This is a genomic window from Sulfidibacter corallicola (assembly GCF_017498545.1).
In the GTDB taxonomy this organism is placed as follows: domain Bacteria; phylum Acidobacteriota; class Holophagae; order Acanthopleuribacterales; family Acanthopleuribacteraceae; genus Sulfidibacter; species Sulfidibacter corallicola.
The window spans coordinates 11,546,187-11,565,070 of the sequence record NZ_CP071793.1; the positions used below are offsets into that span (position 1 = coordinate 11,546,187).

Consider the following 18,884-nt stretch of genomic DNA (forward strand, 5'->3'; position numbering starts at 1 on the left):
CGTGCACTCTGTGGTAAAAAAACAGCAAAACAAAACACAAAACACAAAACACAAAACACAAAACACAAAACACAAAACACAAAACACAAAAAGAACCCCCCTCCACCAAACGGTCTTTACAGGATCTTCATAACTGGATGCGCATGATCCATCAGAGATCTCGATATCAGCCCGCATGCCGGACGCGATCTCGAATTTTTGATAGGAGCCTTCCATATGAAGCCTCAGTTGTTCGCTGCCTTTTTCCTGCTTCCCTTGATCTCGTGGCACCTGCTCGCCGGCGACCTCGCCGAGGAAATCGATGCACTGGTCGCCAAACACCACCAATCGGACGCCTTTTCCGGCGCGGTCCTCGTCGCCCACGGCGACAAACTCCTCTACCGCAAGGGCAAGGGCCTGGCCAACCGCGAAACCGGCCTCGCCAACACCGCCGATACGCCCTTGGGCATCGGGTCGATGAACAAGATGTTCACCGCCGTGGCCATCGCCCAACTGGTCGAGGCGGGCAAGCTATCCTTCGAAGATAAGGTCGGCCAGCACCTGCCCCATTATGCCAATCGCCAAGTCGCGGAGCAGGTCACCCTTCACCACCTGCTGACCCACACCGCGGGGCTCGGCGGCTATTTCGACAAGCCCGACTATGTGCGGCGCAAGGACGAGCTGGCCACCGCCACCGATTTCCTCTCCCTGTTCGAAAAAGACCCGTTGCAGTTCGAGCCAGGCACGCGAATGCAGTACAGCAACAGCGGGTTCATCGTGTTGGGCGCCATCATCGAAAAGGTCTCGGGCCTCTCCTACAGGGACTACCTGGCACGCCACATTTTCCGGCCGGCCGGCATGACCCGCAGCGGGTTTTACCCCGCCAAGGGACAGCCCGATCCCCACGATGGCGCAGCCGGGGTGGTCGGCTACACCACCATGCGACGCGACGGTTCACGCGGCGAACTGGGTCCCAATCAACGCGTTCGCTCGCCGGGAAGCTCGGCCGGTGGCGGGTACGCCTCCGCCAGGGACATGTTCCGGTTCATGCGCGCCCTGACCACGGGCAAACTGGTAGGCGCGAAACTCGTCACCAAGCTCACCTCACCCAAAGTCCGCCATCCCCACGGCCTCGTGTACGGCTACGGCTTCGGCACCCACCACAACCGTTTCGGTCACAACGGCGGAGGTCCTGGCGTCAACGCCGCATGTTACGCGTTCCCCGAGCTCGACGTCGTCGCGGTGGTCATCGCCAACCAGGATCCCCATGCCGCCAGCCATCTGTTCCGCGACCTCACGGACCTGCTGCACCGCCACCTGGAGGACGCGAAACTGAAGGCCTACGAGGGCGACTACGGCATGGTCTCCCTGAAGGTGGTGGGCAATCGGCTGAAAGTCGCGGTCGCCCATATGACGTTGGACCTGATCGCCGATGGCGACGACCGCTTTCGGGTGGCAGGCATGCCGGGGCTCGCCTACGCGTTCCAACGCGATGACAGCGATCGGGTGGTGGCGATGACCGCAACCGATGCCAGTGGGGACGTCGGCGAATACACGAGGAAAGTACGCGACCCCGCCGATCGAGACCTGGTCCGGCGCATCGAGGATGTCTTGAAGGAGCACTACGTGGTCAAAGAAAAGATGCCCGAGATTCTGGCGATGCTGGACCGCAACAAGCAGGAATACGCCAAAATCGTCGACGTGAAGGCGTTGGTGGATCGCATCAATGCGGACCTGATGGCCGTGGCGCACGACAAGCACCTGCGGCTCCTACAGCGCGGCGCCATGCCCGACCTGAGCCCCAAAAAGAAAAGGCGCCGCATGGGTGGCCCCGGATCGGCGGCATCCTCCTGGATCAGCCGCAAGGAAATCCTCGACGGCAACATCGGCATTCTGGCCTTTTCCCTCTTTCCCCAAGGCGCGGCCGCGGCTCGTGCCATCGACGACGCCATGGCCGAAATGGCCGAAACGGACGCGCTGATCCTCGATATGCGCCAGTGCCGGGGCGGCTCCGCGGAAGCGCCCAACCAGCTCTTCCACCACCTGTTCACGGAGCGAACGCATCTCCTGACCAGCGAGACGCCCTTTGCCGCGGAGCCGATCGAGGTCTGGGCCGACCCCGACCGAATCGGCATGCCCCCGTATACCAAGCCCGTGTATGTGTTGACCGGGCCGAAGTGCGCATCGGCCGGGGAACATTTGGTCTTCCCGCTCAAAAACACGGGCCGCGCCACGCTGGTCGGGGAAACCACCGCGGGTGCCGGCTACCTCAACACCTTTTTCGACGTACCCTTCCACATCAAATTCTCGGTGTCGATCGGCCGCACCTACCAACCCAAGACCAAAAAGGCCTGGGAGGCCACCGGAATCGCGCCCGACCGATTTGTAAAGGCTGACGAGGCCCTGACCGATGTGCTTCAATCCTTGACCAAGATGTAACGAGACGGGATCCGGAACGGGTGGCCCCCGTTCCGGACCTGGGTTCCGGATTGGAGCGAGCAGGAATGCCGGTTGACGAAACAGGAGCCGGGTAGATCGAGCTCATGCTTCGGAGGACCACTTGATGCGGCGCCCGGAACGCCGTTCGAGGTGCCCACCGGGGAACAGGATCCGAAACCGCCCGTCGGACGCGGGCCTTCATTCGAAAAACGAGGTATCGACAGGTGCGAAGACCCCGGATACTGATCGTCGAGGACGAAATCAAGACAGCCCACACGATGCGTCTGTATTTCAACCACGCGGGTTTCGATGCGACGATCGTCCGCGATGGACGGCAGGCCTTGGACCTGCTCGACCGAATCGAATACGACTTGATCTGCCTCGATCTCATGCTGCCCGGTGTCGACGGCCACGAGATTTGCCGGCGCGTTCGCGGCAACCCCGGAGGCAACACCGAGACATCCGCCGATCACCCCCTTGCTTCTTTGGGGACACCCAACAAAGCGGAATCACGTGCCAATGCGGGGACACCCATCATCATGGTGACCGCCCGGACCCAGGAGGGAGAACGCATCGACGGCCTCGACCTCGGCGCCGACGACTACGTCTCCAAACCCTTCAGTCCCAGAGAGTTGGTGGCCAGGGTGCGGGCGGTGCTGCGCCGTGCAGGAACGCGTGCATCCAATAAGGTCATGATCCATGGCCCCCTTCGGCTGGACCCGGCCGCCCGTCAAGTGACGATCGACGGTCGCCCGGTCCCGCTGACCCCGACGGAGCTCGATTTGCTGACCCTGTTCCTCGAAGCGGGACCCCAACGGGTACTGGCACGCGAGAACCTGATTGACGCGCTGTTCGGGGTGGATCATCACGGGACACCGCGCACCGTGGATGTCCACATCAAGAACCTGCGGGCGAAAATCGAGCCGGACCGCAGGCACCCGACCTTCATCCTCACCGTTTTCGGCATGGGTTACAAACTGGGAGAACCACTTGGCTAGCCTGCGGTTGCGCATCTTTCTGGCGCTTGGCGCGGTGGTGATCGTGTCCCTGGCGACCACCGGATTGGTCTCCTACCTGAACGTCCGCTATCAAGTGGCCAAAGCCGTTTTTTTGCAGGTGGATGAAGGTCAGGCTCCCCAGTTGCCCCTCTCGGTTTTGGACCATTTGGTGACGGCCCTGGAAGGAGGCGCTTCCCCCGAGACCGTAGCCGAAACCTTAAGTGGTCTCTTGCGAGAGACCGACTATCACGGCGTGGTCTTCGACGGCGAAAAACAGGTTCACGGTACCTATCCCGCCGAGCTGGCCGATGCCGGACCCACCCTCACCCCCGACGGCTCGCTTCACTTTCGCAATCCCGAATCCGAGGACGCGCCGACGACGATCAAAATTCGCGGTCCCTTCCGCGTGTTTCGCAATGAGGCCGGGGCGGCGCTCGGGTACCTGTACCTCTTCCCCAATCGCGGGCTCACCGACGGCAGCCTGCCCGACTCGATGCTCCCGGAACATCCGGCAAGGCGCATGATGAAAAAGGTCAACACCTGGCAGTCGATCTCGATCGTGGCGATCGGATTGCTGGCGCTCTTCGTCCTGTACCGGCTCTCGCGGCGCCTGCTGCGACCGATCGAGCACCTGACCCTCGCGGTTCGCGAAATCGCTGCGGGCGACCTCTCGCAGCGGGTCGACATCGAGGGCGACGACGAGGTCGCCGAACTGGCGGCGGCCTTCAACGCGATGGCGGGCGAGCTGGCCCGACAGGAGAACCTGCGCAAGCAGATGGTGTGCGATGTCGCCCACGAATTGCGCACGCCGGTCACCAATATTCGCTGCGAATTGGAAGCGATTCGCGACGGATTGATGACCGCCGACGCGGCCACCATCGAGTCCATCCTGGAAGAAGTCTTGTCCCAGAGCCGGCTGGTCGAAGAACTCCAGGACCTGAGCCTGGCGGAAGCCGGCACGCTGGCCCTTCACCCCGAAACCCTGGATTTCGACAAAGTGATCGACGGGGCCTGTAAGGGATTCGCCTCGTTGATTGGCCAGGCAGAGCTGTCCCTCGTGCGCCAACGAGGCGAGGCTGCGAAGGTCCGTGCCGATCCCGAGCGGCTGCGCCAGATCCTCGGAAACCTGCTGCGCAACGCCATCGCCCATACCCCTGCCGGCGGGACGATCACGGTGACCACGTCACGAGATGAAGCAGGTGCGGTGGTGACCATCGCCGACAGCGGCAAGGGGATTCCAACCGAACACTTGGCGCACATTTTCGAACGCTTCTACCGCGTGGACAGCTCGCGCAGCTCCGAAACCGGCGGCACGGGCCTTGGGCTGACCATCGTCAAGAACTTGACCGAGCTGATGGGCGGCCAGATCAGCGTGACGAGTGAAGCGGGAAAAGGCACGAGCTTCCGAATCACCTTCCCGGAATCCTCAGGATCGTGAAGCCCGTCACAAAGGAGCGAGCCCGACCCAGCCCGGCGAGCAGCAGGCAGCTCCAGCGCGAGCAAATCGCGAGGATGGCAGAGCGGATCAGGGATCGGGCCAGGAAGATGGTCATCGCCAGAATCTCCAAACCAAAAACCTCTTTGCGCGGACCATCATCCGAAAACGAGTCCGCTACCCAGGGGTGGGGAGGGTCGATCTGGAGGAAAAGATTCTGTTTCCAAGCCCCATATGGAAAATCGGCAATTGTTCTAACAACATTGGCAAACATGATATGGACGAGACAGTTTTCGAACCCATCACGATGGATTTCATGAACACCGTGATTTTTGGTTACAACTCCCAACCTTTGGACCGTCATGGATGCGCCACCCGTACCGAATCCTTCGCTTCTCGCGGAAATCACAGGCCGGCATGGGGTGGATCTCCCAAATCCGTGGTAGGCTGGAGAAGCGCGTCTCGGTGGAAACCGTGCGAAACCTTGATAGGAAGCTGTCGATGAACTGGTCCCGTCACATATTCGGCGATGCGGCTGCCATGTTGACCTTGCTGGTGTTGCTCGTGATGTCGACCGGTCTGCAACCTATGAGCCCGAGTATCACCGATACAAGCGTCGATGCCTGCGGCGTGACCTGCCCATGCGACGCCGAGCCGACGGACCACGATGTCGCAGGCGACACCCATGATTGTGGCCCTCTCGCGGCCCAAACGGACGGTGATTGCGGCAAGGACGCACCTTGCGAGGACGATTGCCCCGACGGTTGTCCCGATTGCAAGTGTTGCCCTGGATTCATCGCGGCGGTCATGCCTGAAGCCGTCCAGCCGCTGACCGGCCAGGCCGGGGCCCTGCCCCCATTGGAAAAGAAAGTGTGCGCGCCCCACGGCGCCTGTAACGGGATATTCCGCCCACCACGCTCCCTCACCTAAACCTCGGAAATCGAAAAAGGTTTGAATCGGCGGGTTCGGCTCGAGGCCACCACGCCGAGAAGGGAGTATTCTCGATGATTTTCTGCAAGTGGGCCGCGCTGTGCGTACGGCAACAGGAAAAACCGGCCCCCACATTTTCGAACGAGTTGGTTGATCGGGCGACAAATCACATGGCGACCCACAAGGGCGCGCACGGCCGGTTCGCGGTCGCCATGATCTGCGTTTTATGGTTCTCGACGGGATACGGCCAGATCACGCACCCACCACAGGTGGGCATCGGCGCGGCATATGTATGCGCCACCGCCCAAACTGCCGGGGGCTCCGACTGGTGCGCCGGGCACGAAGTCCCCGAATCCAAATGCACCATCTGCAATCCCGAACTCATCCCGCAATTCAAGGCTTCCGGCGATTGGTGCGCGGGCCACGGCCTCCCCGAGTCCGTCTGCCCACCCTGTAACCCCACGCCATCCGCCGATGCCCCAGCGCCGCCCGCCGACTGGTGCGCCGGTCACGAAGTCCCCGAATCCATGTGCACCATCTGCAATCCCGAACTCATCCCGCAGTTCAAGGCTTCCGGCGATTGGTGTGCGGGCCACGGCCTCCCCGAGTCCGTCTGCCCACCCTGTAACCCCACGCCATCCGCCGATGCCCCAGCGCCGCCCGCCGACTGGTGCGCCGGTCACGAAGTCCCCGAATCCATGTGCACCATCTGCAATCCCGAACTCATCCCGCAGTTCAAGGCTTCCGGCGATTGGTGCGCGGGCCACGGCCTCCCCGAGTCCGTCTGCCCACCCTGTAACCCCGCGCCAACGACCGGCGGTGCGGCCGCACAGGTCGCCGACTGGTGTGCCGGCCACGCCGTGCCCGAATCCATGTGCACCCTCTGCAATCCCGAACTCATCCCGCAGTTCAAGGCTTCCGGCGACTGGTGCCCCGAACACCAATTGCCCGAGTCCGTCTGCCCCACCTGTAACCCGGGCGCACTGTCACCCGAGGTCCAGGCGGCCCAAATCGAATCGCGCATCGTCCGCTTCAACCACCCGGGCATCGAGAAGTCCGCGGGCATCGAAACCGTTCACATCGCGCCAGGACAAGCCGTCCAAAGCCTGGAGGTTCCGGCCCGAATCGCCTTTGACAGCGACCGCACGGCCGATATCCGCGCGATCATTCCCGGCATCGTTCGCGAGGTGACCGTCGAACTCGGCGCCCATGTGGCACAGGGCGACCCGCTGTTCGAACTGGCCAGTACCCGAGTCAGCGAAATGCAGGCCCATCTGCGAAGCGCGCAGGAACGCGTGCGCCTCGCCCGCGCCGAGCTGAAGCGGGAACGCGCCCTGAACCAGCGCAAGGTGTCCGCGGATTGGGAACTCGAGACGGCCGAGAGCGAGTTCGCTTCGGCCACCGCAGACTTGGCCGCGGCCGAGGAATCCCTCCGCATGGCGGGCGCTTCCTCCGATAACACCAGCGGTCGATACCAGTTGCGCGCACCGATCGGCGGAACGCTGGTCCGGCGTCCGGCCGTGCTCGGGCAGCTCGCGACCGAAGAGCATTCCCTGGGGACCATCGTCGATACCTCCTCGATGTGGGTCACCTGCGACGTTCCCGATCACCAGGCGGCCCAACTGGGCAGAGGAGACGTGGTCTCCGTGACCCTGCCCGGTGAAGAAGGCACCTTCATTCAAGGCGAGATATCCTGGATCTCCTCGGAAGTCGACCCGCGTACCCGGACGGTCGCGGTCCGCGCCGACGTCCCCAATCCCGAGGGTCGCCTAAAGGCCAACCAATTCGTCACGGCCAGAATCGCCATCGGTCGAGGCTCGGGCTTCGAGGTGCCGCGCGATGCCGTGCAACGCGTCGGCGATTCGGAGGTCGTTTTCGTGCGCAGCCAACCCGGGGTGTACGAGCCGCGCATCGTCACCCGCCACGGCGGCGGCAACCGCGTCCACGTCAAGGGCCGCTTGACCGAGGGCGACGCGGTGGTGACCACCGGGGCGGTCCTGCTGCGGACGGAAATCATGCCGGGCAGCATCGGCGCCGGTTGTTGTGAGGTCGAACCGCGTACCTCGGCACAGGAGGATCCCTGATGCTGACCCGCCTTATCGATCTGTGCCTTCAATACCGTCCCATCGTCTTGCTCGGAACCGCACTCGTGGCCCTCATCGGGCTGGCGAGCTTCCGCCAACTGCCCTTCGATGCCTTTCCGGACACCACACCGGTCCAGGTCCAAGTCAACACCACCGCACCGGCACTCTCGCCGCTCGAGGTGGAGCGCCAAATCACCTTCCCCATCGAACAAGTCATCGCCGGCCTGCCGGGCCTCGAAAACGTCCGATCGATCTCGAAATTCGGTTACTCGCAGGTCACCGCGATTTTCGACGACGATACCGACATCTACCTGGCGCGCCAGGTCGTCAGCGAACGGATCTCCACGGCCCAGTTGCCCGAGGGCGTCGAGCGCCCCGCGCTCGGCCCGGTCGCCACCGGTCTCGGCGAGGTCTTCCAGTATCTGGTTCGCAGCGAGACGCTGTCGGCCCAGGAGCTGCGGACCCTGCACCACTGGGTCGTCAGGCCCCAGATGGTTCAGGTTCCCGGTGTCGCGGAGATCAATACCTGGGGCGGCTACGAAAAGCAGTACCACGTCGTCGTCGATCCGTTCCGCCTGATCAAACACGGCCTGACCCTGGACGACGTGGCAGGGGTCGTCGCGCAGGGTAACCGCAACGCCGGCGGCGGGGTGATCGACGTGGCCGGTGAGGCCCAGCTCGTGCAGGGCCGCGGCCTGGCGACCGGCATCACCGACCTGGAATCGATGGTGCTGGCCCAAGTCGAAGGCACGCCGATCCACTTGCGCGATGTCGCCGAGGTCCGCGAGGGTCACGAAATTCGGCGCGGTGCCGTCACGGCCGAAGGCCGCGGCGAGGCGGTCTTGGGCCTCGGGTTCATGTTGATGGGCGAAAACAGCCGCGAAGTCACCCGGCTTCTGGAGGCGCGCCTGGAACAGGTACGTCGAAGCCTACCGGAGGAAGTGGACATCGAGGCCGTCTACAGCCGCGACGACCTGGTCACCCAGGTGTTGCAGACCGTTCGCAAGAACCTGATGGAAGGCGCCTTACTGGTCATCGCCGTCCTCTTCATGTTCCTTGGCCACTTCCGGGCGGGCCTGATCGTGGCACTCGCCATTCCCCTCTCGATGCTGTTCGCCTTCAACGCCATGCTTCAATTCGGCATCGTGGGAAGCCTGATGAGCCTGGGCGCCATCGATTTCGGTCTGGTGGTCGACAGCTCGGTCATCATGGTCGAGAACGCATCGCGACGCCTGAGCGAGGATACCAGCGGCCGCAGCGTGCGCGACATCGTGCGCGAGGCCGCCATCGAGGTACGCAAACCGACGCTGTTCGGCGAGCTGATCATCGCGATCGTCTACCTGCCGATCCTGACCCTCGAAGGCGTGGAGGGCAAGCTGTTCCGACCGATGGCGCTCACCGTCATCTTCGCCCTCGTCGGCTCGATGATCCTGTCGATGACGCTGATGCCGGTGCTCGCGAGCTACGTCCTGAAACGCGGTTCCGGAGCGCGCCATCGCCGTCCCATTCGCCGACTCGAACGGAAATACCGCTCCGTGCTGGAATGGGCGCTGAACCACCGCAAGTTGGTGCTGTTCCTGGCCGCGGCGGCGGTATTCGGCGCGGCCATTCCGGCCATGCGATTGGGTACCGAGTTCGTGCCGCGCCTGCGCGAACAATCGATCGTCATCAACACCATTCGCATGGCGGGTGTGTCGCTCGAGGAATCGGTTCGGTACGGCACCCAGATCGAGCGGTTGTTGCTGGAGGCGTATCCCGACGAGATCGCCCACATCTGGACTCGGACCGGGACCGCGGAAGTCGCCACCGATCCGATGGGCCTCGAAGTCTCGGACGTGTTCATCACCCTCACTCCGCGGGAGGCCTGGCGGCGCGGGACGACCCAGGACGAACTGGTGGATGCCATGGCCGCCTCGCTCTACGGGATGCCGGGCATGCGCAGCGTGTTCACCCAGCCCATCGAGATGCGGGTCAACGAAATGATCGCCGGCATTCGCGCCGACGTGGGCATCGAACTCTTCGGCGACGATTTCGACGTGCTCCAAGCCCAGGGTGATCGGATTCGCCGGCTGGTCTCCGAGATTCCGGGCGCGGCCGACGTGACCCTCGAACAGGTCACCGGCCAGGCGATGTTGACGGTCGACGTGGATCGCGAAGCGGCGGGTCGCTACGGTCTGCCGGTCGGAGAAATCCTGGAAACCGTCGAGGCCCTGGGCCGCCGCAAGGTGGGCGAGGTGATCGAGGGACAGCGCCGCTTCGACCTGGTGGTGCGACTGGGGCGCGACAGTGCCACATCGGCGGAGGCCATCGGTGGGTTGACGATCCGGACCGAGAACGGCACCCTGATTCCGCTGTCCCGGGTGGCCTGTATCGGCGTGGTCGAGGGACCCTCCACCATTCAGCGTGAGTGGGCCAAGCGGCGCCTGGTGGTCCAGGCCAACGTGCGAGGCCGCGACGTGGGCGGATTCGTCGCCGACGTGCGCGCGGTCCTCGATCATCGGATCGACCTGCCGCCAGGGTACTTCACGACCCTGGGCGGCCAGTTCGAGCACCTGGAGCGGGCGCGCGAACGCCTGACCCTGGTCGTGCCGATCTCGTTGCTGCTCGTCTTCTCGTTGCTGTACCTGACCTACGGGCGCATGGCCGATGCCGTGCGGGTCTTCACCGGCGTGCCGTTCGGGGCCGTCGGCGGCGTCGGGGCCTTGTGGCTGGCCGGCATGCCCCTATCCATCTCGGCCGGCATCGGCTTCATCGCGCTTTCCGGCGTCGCGGTGCTGGGGGACATGGTCCTGGTCTCGCGCGTTCGGCAATTGCTCGATCGCGGTCACCAACCCCTGCAAGCCATTCGGGAAGCGGCTGAGACGCGCCTGCGCCCGGTGTTGATGACCTCGTTGGTCGCCGCCCTGGGTTTCGTGCCGATGGTGTTGAACACCGGCGTCGGTGCCGAGATCCAGAAGCCCCTGGCCACGGTGGTCATCGGCGGCATCGTGACCTCGACGGTCGCGACCCTGGTGGTGTTACCGGTGCTCTACGCGGTTTTCGGCACCGCCCACACCCAGGTCGAAGAGGTGGAGCAGGCGGCCTAGGCCGCAAAACAGGGCACCCAGCGTGCTTCGCCCCAGGGCGATACCACGGACGTTGGGTGTCCCCGTTTTTCCTGACGTCCGTTTTTCCTGACGTCACTTTGGACGGAGCCTGCTCCGGGTCGCGCTGAAGATGCGAGCCGGGGCAGATCCATCCCAACCTTTCGGTATGTCGGGATGGGTGCCATCGTGGTCAACCGAAGGCTCGATTGTGCGGCGTTCGCGGCCAATCCTGAAAGGATGGCCAACCGTATGCTTGGGCCATCACTTTATAAAAACGCGGACCGCAGGTCCGCCACCAGCGGGCACCCCGGAGGGGTGAAACAGTACAGCGAAGGCGGTCCGGCGATCCGGTTAAGGAGCCGGAGGCGACGCAACCCTGGTTGTCGGGGGTTCCCGAACCCCAGCCCCAACGGGGCGGAACTATGCGGTCCCTCGCGGAGTTGACGTCACCTTCGAGGAGCCCTTCGCAGAGCCGCCCCTTCAGGGCTGGAGTTCGGGCTCTTCGGACAACCAGGGTTGCGGGGTCGTTCCGACCCCTTACCCTTCGCTGTTCTGTGTGACCCTTACAGGGTCCCTGCTGGTGGCGCGCCTTCGGCACGCGTTTTAAATAAATGGTGGTCCAAACTGACGTCCGCTCGCACCTTCAGCGCGAGCCGGGGCAGATCCATCCCAACCTTTCGGTATGTCGGGATGGGCATCATCGCGGTCAACCGAATGTTCGATGGTTCACCGTTCGCGGCCAATCCTGAAAGGATGGCCAACCGTAGCCTTGGACCACCATACATATAAACGTGGACCGCAGGTCCACCACCAGCGGGCGTCCTGAAGGGACGACACAATTCAGCGAAGGGTTAAGGAGCCGGAGGCGACGCAACCCTGGTTGTCGGGGGTTCCCGAACCCCAGCCCCAACGGGGCAGAACTATGCGGTCCCTCGCGGAGTTGACGTCACCTTCGAGGAGCCCTTCGCGGAGCCGCCCCTTCAGGGCTGGAGTTCGGGCTCTTCGGACAATCAGGGTTGCGGGGTCGTTCCGACCCCTTACCCTTCGCTGTTCTGTGTGACCCTTACAGGGTCCCTGCTGGTGGCGCGCCTTCGGCACGCGTTTTAAATAAATGGTGGTCCAAACTGACGTCCGCTCGCACCTTCAGCGCGAGCCGGGGCAGATCCATCCCAACCTTTCGGTATGTCGGGATGGGTGCCATCGTGGTCAACCGAAGGCTCGATTGTGCGGCGTTCGCGGCCAATCCTGCATGGATGGCCCGGGAACGCCGCACATCCTATTCGAGCATCACCATGAATTGGCCAGTCTCAATTTGTACCAGTCGGCCATCATCCGGCGAATGATGGGTGTCCCCGTCATCCCCGTCATCCGTCACCTCGAATCGAATCACTTTTCCAGAGCCAAATCGGCAGCTTCGCCCTCGCCACCGAAGCGACCATCGGCGCCGAGCGACCACACCTCGAATGCAGTGTCTTCCTCTCCGGTCATGTAGTACACGTAGGGATTGCCCCAGGGATCGGTGAGTGTCTCGGCTTCGATGTAAGGTGTCCAATCCGTCACGTCGCCAGGATCTTCGGCCAAATCCAGCAACGAATGGGGAAAACGACCGTGGTCGACCCAGAACAGCAACGCACTTTGGGTTAGCGTCTTGATATCTCTGATTGCGTGGATCTGTATGCGATCGGAGGCGTCGATACAACAGAACACGGGACCGCGCACCGAATGGAAAAGGCTGATGACGATCCAGCCACAACAGACGACCCAGGTGATGGCGTTCAGGATCTCGGCGGAGTCCCATGTTTTCCGGTAGAAGTTCATAAGCGCCCTCGTTCCGCGTCGGCATTTCCGGGTAGGACGCCACATCGATGTAGCTGGACGAGATTCGTTCGCGAAAACAGCACACCCAACACGCTTCGCCCGAGAACGGGTTCGCGAATGATGGGTGTCCCCGTCATCCGTCACCTCCCGTCACGCTTGACAAAACGAAACCCGAGCCCTAGCATCCGTAGGACAGGGGAAAAACGCCCGACTTTTTTTGAGGCTTCAGCCATGTTGATTTCCGCACACAACTAATTCGCCGTCAGGCTTTATTGCGGATCCCCTTCGCCCGCTTTCTCCGCGGGCCATCACAATGAAACGGTTTTCGTTTTCGGCGACCCTTCCCGATTGCGGGAAACCATGACGCCTGCCTAATCGGCCGGCACTACCGAACGGAGGTTTCGACCATGTTTAAGAACCATGCCACTCACGTTGTATCCACAAGAAAATCAGGAGGTTGGCCATGGGCAAGGGACAAGGTTTGCAACTCGTGTTCAATAAGGTTTCGTTCACCTATCCGCGTACATCAAAAGAAGTATTGCTTGATATCAACCTGCAGTTGACGCCCGGTTGGACCGGGTTCGTCGGAGCCAACGGCGGAGGCAAGACGACCTTGCTACAATTGGCCTGCAACAGGTTGCGCCCCCAAACAGGAGTGATCACCGCGCCCGCGCATCACCAGTACTGCCCTCAACGGACCGATGCGGCGCCGGAACACTTTTCAGCGTTTCTGGCATCCCAAAACGCCTATCGCTATATGGACGCGCTGGCCATTGGTTACGATTGGGACCAACGCTGGCATACCCTGAGCCACGGAGAACGCAAACGGGCGCAATTGGCGGTAGCCCTTTGGGTAGAACCGGATTTGCTGGCGGTCGACGAACCGACCAATCACCTCGACGAACACGCCCAACAGTTGATATTCAAGGCCTTGGCCGGGTTCAGGGGCATCGGTTTGTTGGTGAGTCACGATCGCGATCTCCTCGACCGGCTGTGCCTCCATACCGTGTTTCTGGATCAAGGCCGCATCGACAAACGAGTGGGCAATTACAGCGAGAGCACGCTGGAGGTCGAACGAGAAGCCTTGGCGCAAAGGCGGTGCTACGAGCGAACGCGAAAAGAGCGGCGGCGTCTGGAACGAGAAGCGCACAAGGCGCGAGAAGCGGTCGCCCGATCCTCGTCCCGTCTGTCGAAGCGCAACGTGCACAGAAACGACCGCGATACGCGCGCCAAAATCAACCTGGCCCGCCTGACCGGCAAGGACACCGTACCCGCACGCCTCCAAAAGCGCCTGGAGACTCGGGTTCACCGGTTGGCGGCCCGCGAAGGCGATCTGCAACCCAAGAAGGAAGTGTCCCTGGGAATTCGATTCGATGGGCATCGCGGCAACCGACAGATTCTGGCCATCGAACCGGGGAACCTGGTCTTTGGCGACGACAAAGAAATGTCCGGCGCACTCACCTTCCCGGCCCTGGTCCTTCATCGCGGCGAACGCGTGGGCATCAGCGGACCCAACGGGTCGGGAAAAAGTACGTTTCTTCGCTTTCTCCTGGGAAAGTTACCGGCCGGAAAAGGCCTGTTCTATTTGCCCCAGGAGGTCACCAAAGAGCAGGGGATCGCCTTGCTGAAGGAGATCAAGGCGCTGTCCGGACCGGCGCGCGGCCGATTGATGCAGTTGGTCAGCCGATTGGGTTCCGATCCAAAACGGCTGCTCGTCTCTCACTTACCGAGCCCGGGAGAAACCCGCAAACTCATGCTCGCGACGGGTTTGTTGCAACAGCCCTCCCTGCTGGTATTGGACGAACCCACCAACCACCTCGATCTGCCTTCGGTGAACTGCCTGAGCCAAGCGCTGTCCGAAACGGAATGCGCCCTTGTCCTGGTGTCCCACGACGCACGATTGCTGAGCACCCTTGCCGATCGCCGTTGGCGGGTTCGGGGCACGGCACCGAAATTCCACCTGGAGGAATGAACGCTGGAGATCGGGACACCCAACTTTCTTCGCGCAAAAACGATCCCGCGATTCGTGGGGGTCGCCGTCATGCCCGGAGGAAACCTGTCCCGGCTCGCGTTGAAGGTGCGAGCCGGGACAGGCCCATCCCAACATTGCGGTATGCTGGGATGGGCATCATCGCGGTTAACCGAATGTTCGATGGTTCACCGTTCGCGGCCAATCCTGAAAGGATGGCCGGCCGTATGTTTGGACCACCATACATAAAAACGCGGGCCGTAGGCACGCCACCAGCGGGCGTCCTGAAGGGACGACACAGTACAGCGAAGGGTTAAGGAGCCGGAGGCGACGCAACCCTGGTTGTCGGGGGTTCCCGAGCACCAGCCCCAACGGGGCGGAACTATGCGGTCTCTCGCGGAGTTCCCGTCACCTTCGTGGAGCCCTTCGCAGAGCCGCTATGCGGTCCCTCGCGGAGTTGACGTCACCTTCGAGGAGCCCTTCGCGGAGCCGCCCCTTCAGGGCTGGATGCGGGAACCCCAGGCAACCAGGGTTGCGTCGGCGTTGCCTCCTTAACCCTTCGCTGTAATGTGTGACCCTTTCAGGGTCCCTGCTGGTGGCGCGCCTTCGGCACGCGTTTTTTATAAATGGTGGTCCAAACTGACGTCCGCTCGCACCTTCAGCGCGAGCCGGGACAGGCCCATCCCAACATTGCGGTATCCTGGGATGGGCATCATCGCGGTCAACCGAATGTTCGATGGCTCACCGTTCGCGGCCATCCACACATAGGTTACCCACCGGCACCGTCCATCCACACAGGGGTTACCCACCGGCACCGTCCATCCACACATGGGTTACCCGACAACACCGTCCGTCCATTGGGGACATCGCCCTCGACAGGAAATGCTCCGGGTCGCGCTGGATCGTCCCGATCCGCTGGACCTCCGATCGAGGCTCGGGCTCTTCGCCCGAGCCTTTCCGACCATCGCCTACCCCGAAGCCACGTTGCCGTGCTCGCGATCTCAGGTCGCGAGGGTCGCCTCCTCGGGGGATGCCTCGACCGCGGGTTCCTCCTCCGAAGTCCGAAACCAACTGCCCACATCGTGGCCCACATGGACCAGAATGGGCACGATCATCAGGGTGATCGGCGTGGCGAAAATTTCGCCCCAGGCCAAGGAGATCGCCGCGGGGATCAGGTACTGCGCCTGCTCGGAGGTCTCCGACAACAACGGCAGCAAGCCGCACGAGGTCGTCACCGTGGTGAGGAAAATCGCCCGGAACCGGCTGCGGCCGGCTTCGATCAGCGCCTGCCGGAGCGGCACCCCGCGCTCGCGGATCTCCCTGAAACGCGTCAGCAACACCAGGCTGTCGTTGACGACCACGCCCGTGACGGCCAGCATGCCGAAGAATGACAATACACTCAATGGCGCACCGTGGAACCAGTGCCCGATGACGGCACCGATGAAGCCGAAGGGGATCACCGCCATGATGACCAACGGCTTGACGTAGGATTTGAGCGGGATCGCCAGAAGCACGTAGATCAGGATCAGGATGAAGACCAGCGCCCGTTTCAAGCCGCCGCGCATCTCACCCATCTCCTCCAGCTCGCCCGCACCGCGAATCGACAGATCGGGATAGGCACGGACCAACTCCGGCGCGACCTCCGCCTGAATCCACGCGAAGGCTTCGCCCGCACTGATACGGCTCTTATCCAACGCCGCCCGCACCTGCACCACCCGACGGCCGTTTTGGCGGTTGATCGAGGACGGTACGTACCCGGTTTCCAGGCTCGCCACCAGCGGCAACGGCACCCACTCCCCCGTCGCGGTGCGCACCCGCGTATCGAGGATGTCGCGCATATTGCGCCGTCGTTGCTCGCCGAATTGGACCATGATCTTGACCTCCTCGGCACCGCGCTGGATCCGCTGGACCTCGTAGCCGCCGAAGGCATCGCCGATCTGGGCGGCGAGATCGGCCGTGGTCAGCCCCAAATGGCGCGCTTCCGGTTTGAGCCGCAGCCGGATGTTGGGCGACCCACTGTCCAAATCGTGGCGCACGTCGTTCACACCGCCGCGCGTTTCCAGGCGCTTGCAAAATTCCGATACCGCCTGCTTCAGGATCTGCTCCTCGCGCGCCTCCAACTCCACGACGAACCCGCCGCCGGTCTCGAAGGAGCCGCTGAAGGTCAACTCTTCGACCCCCTCCAGGCGACCGACGCGCTCGCGCCAACGATTGAGGGTCTCCATCGTACCCAGTTGACGGTGCGCCTCGGGCTGCAGCTCGGCGAAGATCTCGGCATCGAAGGGTCCGGTCAACGCGGTCATGATGCGGGCGATGGGTGGACGTTCGCTCTTCCCCGCGTCAAGCACCTCGCGATTCAGAGCTTCCGCGGCCTTTTCGATCGTTTCGATATGGGCCGTCGTCAAGTGGAGCGGGCTCGACCCTTCCATCTTGAGGGATACCGAAATGATTTGGCCGGGTACCTCGGGGAAGAACACCGTCCGCACCCATCCCCTGCCCATCGCACCCAGGCCCGCCACAGCCAGTGTCAGGAACAGCAGAAGCGCACTGTAGCGATGCCGCAAAGCCTTGCCCAGCAGCGGTTGATAGAGTCGCCGGTTGATCGCTTGAAGGCCACGCGCGGCCAGCTTCTGTAACCGGCCCCACCAGCGTGCCAGGATGAACGTCGGTCGGCGGTCGAACCGAACCGCGGCCAGGTGGGCGGGCAGGATCAGCTTACTTTCCACCAACGATGCCAGCAACGACACGATCACGACCACCGAGAAACTGGCGAAGATTTTCCCGATGTCGCTGTCGATCAGAAGCAACGGCGCGAATGCCGAAATGGTGGTGAAGCAGCCGAACACGGTCGCCGTGGAGACCCGATGCACCCCGGCGATGGTGCCGGCCTCGGGGTCCGGATTGGTTCCGCGCTCCTCGAAGACGCTTTCACCGACCACGATGGCGTCGTCGACCAAGATACCCAGGACGATGATCATGCCGAAGGTCGTGATGTCGTTGAGCGAATAACCCAACACGCGATCGCCCATGACCACGAGCGCACCGGCGATCGAAATGGGAATCCCCATGGCCACCCAAAAGGCCAGCCGCACTTCGAGGAACAGGGCCAGCAGCACGAACACGATCAACAGGCCCTGCCAGGCGTTGGTAGCCAACAGGGAAAGCCGATCTTTCATGTAAATGCTGTATTCGCCCCAGATATCGATCTGAACCCCTTCCGGCATCTGGGGACGCAGCCGCGCCATCACCTCGTGGGCCGCTTCGCTGACCTCGATGAGGTGGCCCTTCTTGCTCGTAAAGACCTGCATGCCGACCGCCGGATCGCCCTGGAACCGCGAGTACACCGGTTCGGTCGTGAAACCATCGATGATGGCCGCCAAGTCGGCGATCGTCACACTGCTCCCGTCGGCGGCGTTTCGCACCGGAATCGCGGCGAAATCCGCGTAGTGCAGGGCCTTCTGGTCGGCGCGTACGGTCACCTTGCCGGCCTCGCTTTCGATCGATCCGGTTCGGTAGTCCAAGGAGGCGTTGTGGATCGCCTGGGTGACGTCCGTCAGGGATAGGCCGTGGGATCTCAGTTTGTCGTCGTCCACCTCGATCCGCACCTCGTAGGCCCGCAGACCGAAAGTCGTCATTTTGGTAATCTTGGGATGGGCCTGCAGTTCGTCCCGCACCTGGCGGGCGACCTTCTGCAGGGTATCGGTATCCACCTGGCCGTAGACCTGCACCAACAGGGCTTCCACATTGAACTCGTCCCGACTGACAATCGGCCGTTCGGCCCCCTGGGGCAGGGTGGCGATGGCATCGATGCGGGTCCGAATCTCGTTTTGGAAGCGGTCCATGTCGAAGCCACTCTCCTTTCGCGCCCACACGGTGGCGACGCCTTCTTCGGAAAACGAGGCTGTCTTTTTCAATCCCGGCATGCCCTCCAGGGCTTTCACCATCTTGCGGGTGAGCCCGCGATCGACCTGCTCCACGGCCGCGCCCGGATAGATCGTGGTCACGGTGACGGAGCTGGGCGGCAGCGCCGGAAAACCTTCGATACGCATCGTCTGAATCGTGAAGACCGCGGCCACCAGGGCCAGGATCGTGAGCAAGTTGGCGGCGACCGGATTGCGGGTAAACCAAACCGTCAAAGCGTGCATC

General features: G+C 62.8%; 10 protein-coding genes. 7 read left to right on the forward strand and 3 right to left on the reverse strand.

From position 1 onward, the window contains the following. Positions 1-216: 216 nt before the first annotated feature. The 3 genes from J3U87_RS34085 (at position 217) to J3U87_RS34095 (ending at position 4,854) form a co-directional block, all read left to right on the forward strand. Positions 217-2,418: a serine hydrolase gene (locus J3U87_RS34085; protein WP_237380529.1), complete on the forward strand. Its 2,202-nt coding sequence runs from the start codon at positions 217-219 to the stop codon at positions 2,416-2,418. A 224-nt stretch (positions 2,419-2,642) separates the two neighbouring features. Next, a complete protein-coding gene (locus tag J3U87_RS34090; RefSeq protein ID WP_237380531.1) occupies positions 2,643-3,416 on the forward strand; it encodes a response regulator transcription factor in 774 nt (257 codons plus the stop codon). Beyond that, positions 3,409-4,854, forward strand: a complete 1,446-nt coding sequence (locus J3U87_RS34095) for a sensor histidine kinase (protein ID WP_237380533.1) — start codon at positions 3,409-3,411, stop codon at positions 4,852-4,854. Before J3U87_RS34090 ends, J3U87_RS34095 begins: the two co-directional genes overlap by 8 nt. Here the strand turns inward: J3U87_RS34095 and J3U87_RS34100 are convergent. Further along, positions 4,826-5,215 (reverse strand): hypothetical protein, encoded by a 390-nt coding sequence (locus J3U87_RS34100; RefSeq protein ID WP_237380534.1) that lies wholly within the window; start codon positions 5,213-5,215, stop codon positions 4,826-4,828. The two genes, J3U87_RS34095 and J3U87_RS34100, sit on opposite strands and share 29 nt — an antisense overlap. Before the next feature lie 137 nt (positions 5,216-5,352). Here J3U87_RS34100 and J3U87_RS34105 point away from each other — a divergent pair, with 137 nt between their 5' ends. From J3U87_RS34105 to J3U87_RS34115, 3 genes are all read left to right on the forward strand, one after another. After that, on the forward strand, positions 5,353-5,781 hold the full coding sequence (locus J3U87_RS34105) for a hypothetical protein (protein WP_237380538.1): 429 nt from the start codon (positions 5,353-5,355) through the stop codon (positions 5,779-5,781). Positions 5,782-5,951: 170 nt separating this feature from the next. Then, positions 5,952-7,865, forward strand: coding sequence for an efflux RND transporter periplasmic adaptor subunit (locus J3U87_RS34110; protein WP_237380540.1), 1,914 nt, complete (start codon positions 5,952-5,954; stop codon positions 7,863-7,865). Next, positions 7,865-10,951, forward strand: a complete 3,087-nt coding sequence (locus J3U87_RS34115) for an efflux RND transporter permease subunit (protein ID WP_237380542.1) — start codon at positions 7,865-7,867, stop codon at positions 10,949-10,951. Before J3U87_RS34110 ends, J3U87_RS34115 begins: the two co-directional genes overlap by 1 nt. A 1,386-nt stretch (positions 10,952-12,337) precedes the next feature. On the opposite strand, the gene J3U87_RS34120 is transcribed toward J3U87_RS34115, so the two are convergent. Further along, positions 12,338-12,769 carry a type II secretion system protein GspG gene (locus J3U87_RS34120; protein WP_237380543.1) on the reverse strand — a complete coding sequence of 144 codons (432 nt, stop codon included), beginning with the start codon at positions 12,767-12,769 and terminating at the stop codon, positions 12,338-12,340. A 463-nt stretch (positions 12,770-13,232) separates the two neighbouring features. On the opposite strand from J3U87_RS34120, the gene J3U87_RS34125 reads away from it, so the two are divergent. Further along, positions 13,233-14,741: an ATP-binding cassette domain-containing protein gene (locus J3U87_RS34125; protein ID WP_237380545.1), complete on the forward strand. Its 1,509-nt coding sequence runs from the start codon at positions 13,233-13,235 to the stop codon at positions 14,739-14,741. A gap of 998 nt (positions 14,742-15,739) precedes the next feature. Here J3U87_RS34125 and J3U87_RS34130 read toward each other — a convergent pair. Then, the gene (locus J3U87_RS34130; RefSeq protein ID WP_237380547.1) at positions 15,740-18,883 is read right to left on the reverse strand and encodes an efflux RND transporter permease subunit; all 3,144 of its coding nucleotides are present in this window, start codon (positions 18,881-18,883) and stop codon (positions 15,740-15,742) included. Position 18,884 lies beyond the last annotated feature (1 nt).

What these genes read in the sequence shown, in the direction of transcription:
- J3U87_RS34100 (WP_237380534.1), bottom strand. Translation starts at nt 5,215, where the DNA reads ATGACGGTCCAAAGGTTGGGAGTTGTAACCAAAAATCACGGTGTTCAT.
- J3U87_RS34105 (WP_237380538.1), top strand. Translation starts at nt 5,353, where the DNA reads ATGAACTGGTCCCGTCACATATTCGGCGATGCGGCTGCCATGTTGACC.
- J3U87_RS34085 (WP_237380529.1), top strand. Translation starts at nt 217, where the DNA reads ATGAAGCCTCAGTTGTTCGCTGCCTTTTTCCTGCTTCCCTTGATCTCG.
- J3U87_RS34130 (WP_237380547.1), bottom strand. Translation starts at nt 18,883, where the DNA reads ATGCACGCTTTGACGGTTTGGTTTACCCGCAATCCGGTCGCCGCCAAC.
- J3U87_RS34125 (WP_237380545.1), top strand. Translation starts at nt 13,233, where the DNA reads ATGGGCAAGGGACAAGGTTTGCAACTCGTGTTCAATAAGGTTTCGTTC.
- J3U87_RS34115 (WP_237380542.1), top strand. Translation starts at nt 7,865, where the DNA reads ATGCTGACCCGCCTTATCGATCTGTGCCTTCAATACCGTCCCATCGTC.
- J3U87_RS34120 (WP_237380543.1), bottom strand. Translation starts at nt 12,769, where the DNA reads ATGAACTTCTACCGGAAAACATGGGACTCCGCCGAGATCCTGAACGCC.
- J3U87_RS34110 (WP_237380540.1), top strand. Translation starts at nt 5,952, where the DNA reads ATGGCGACCCACAAGGGCGCGCACGGCCGGTTCGCGGTCGCCATGATC.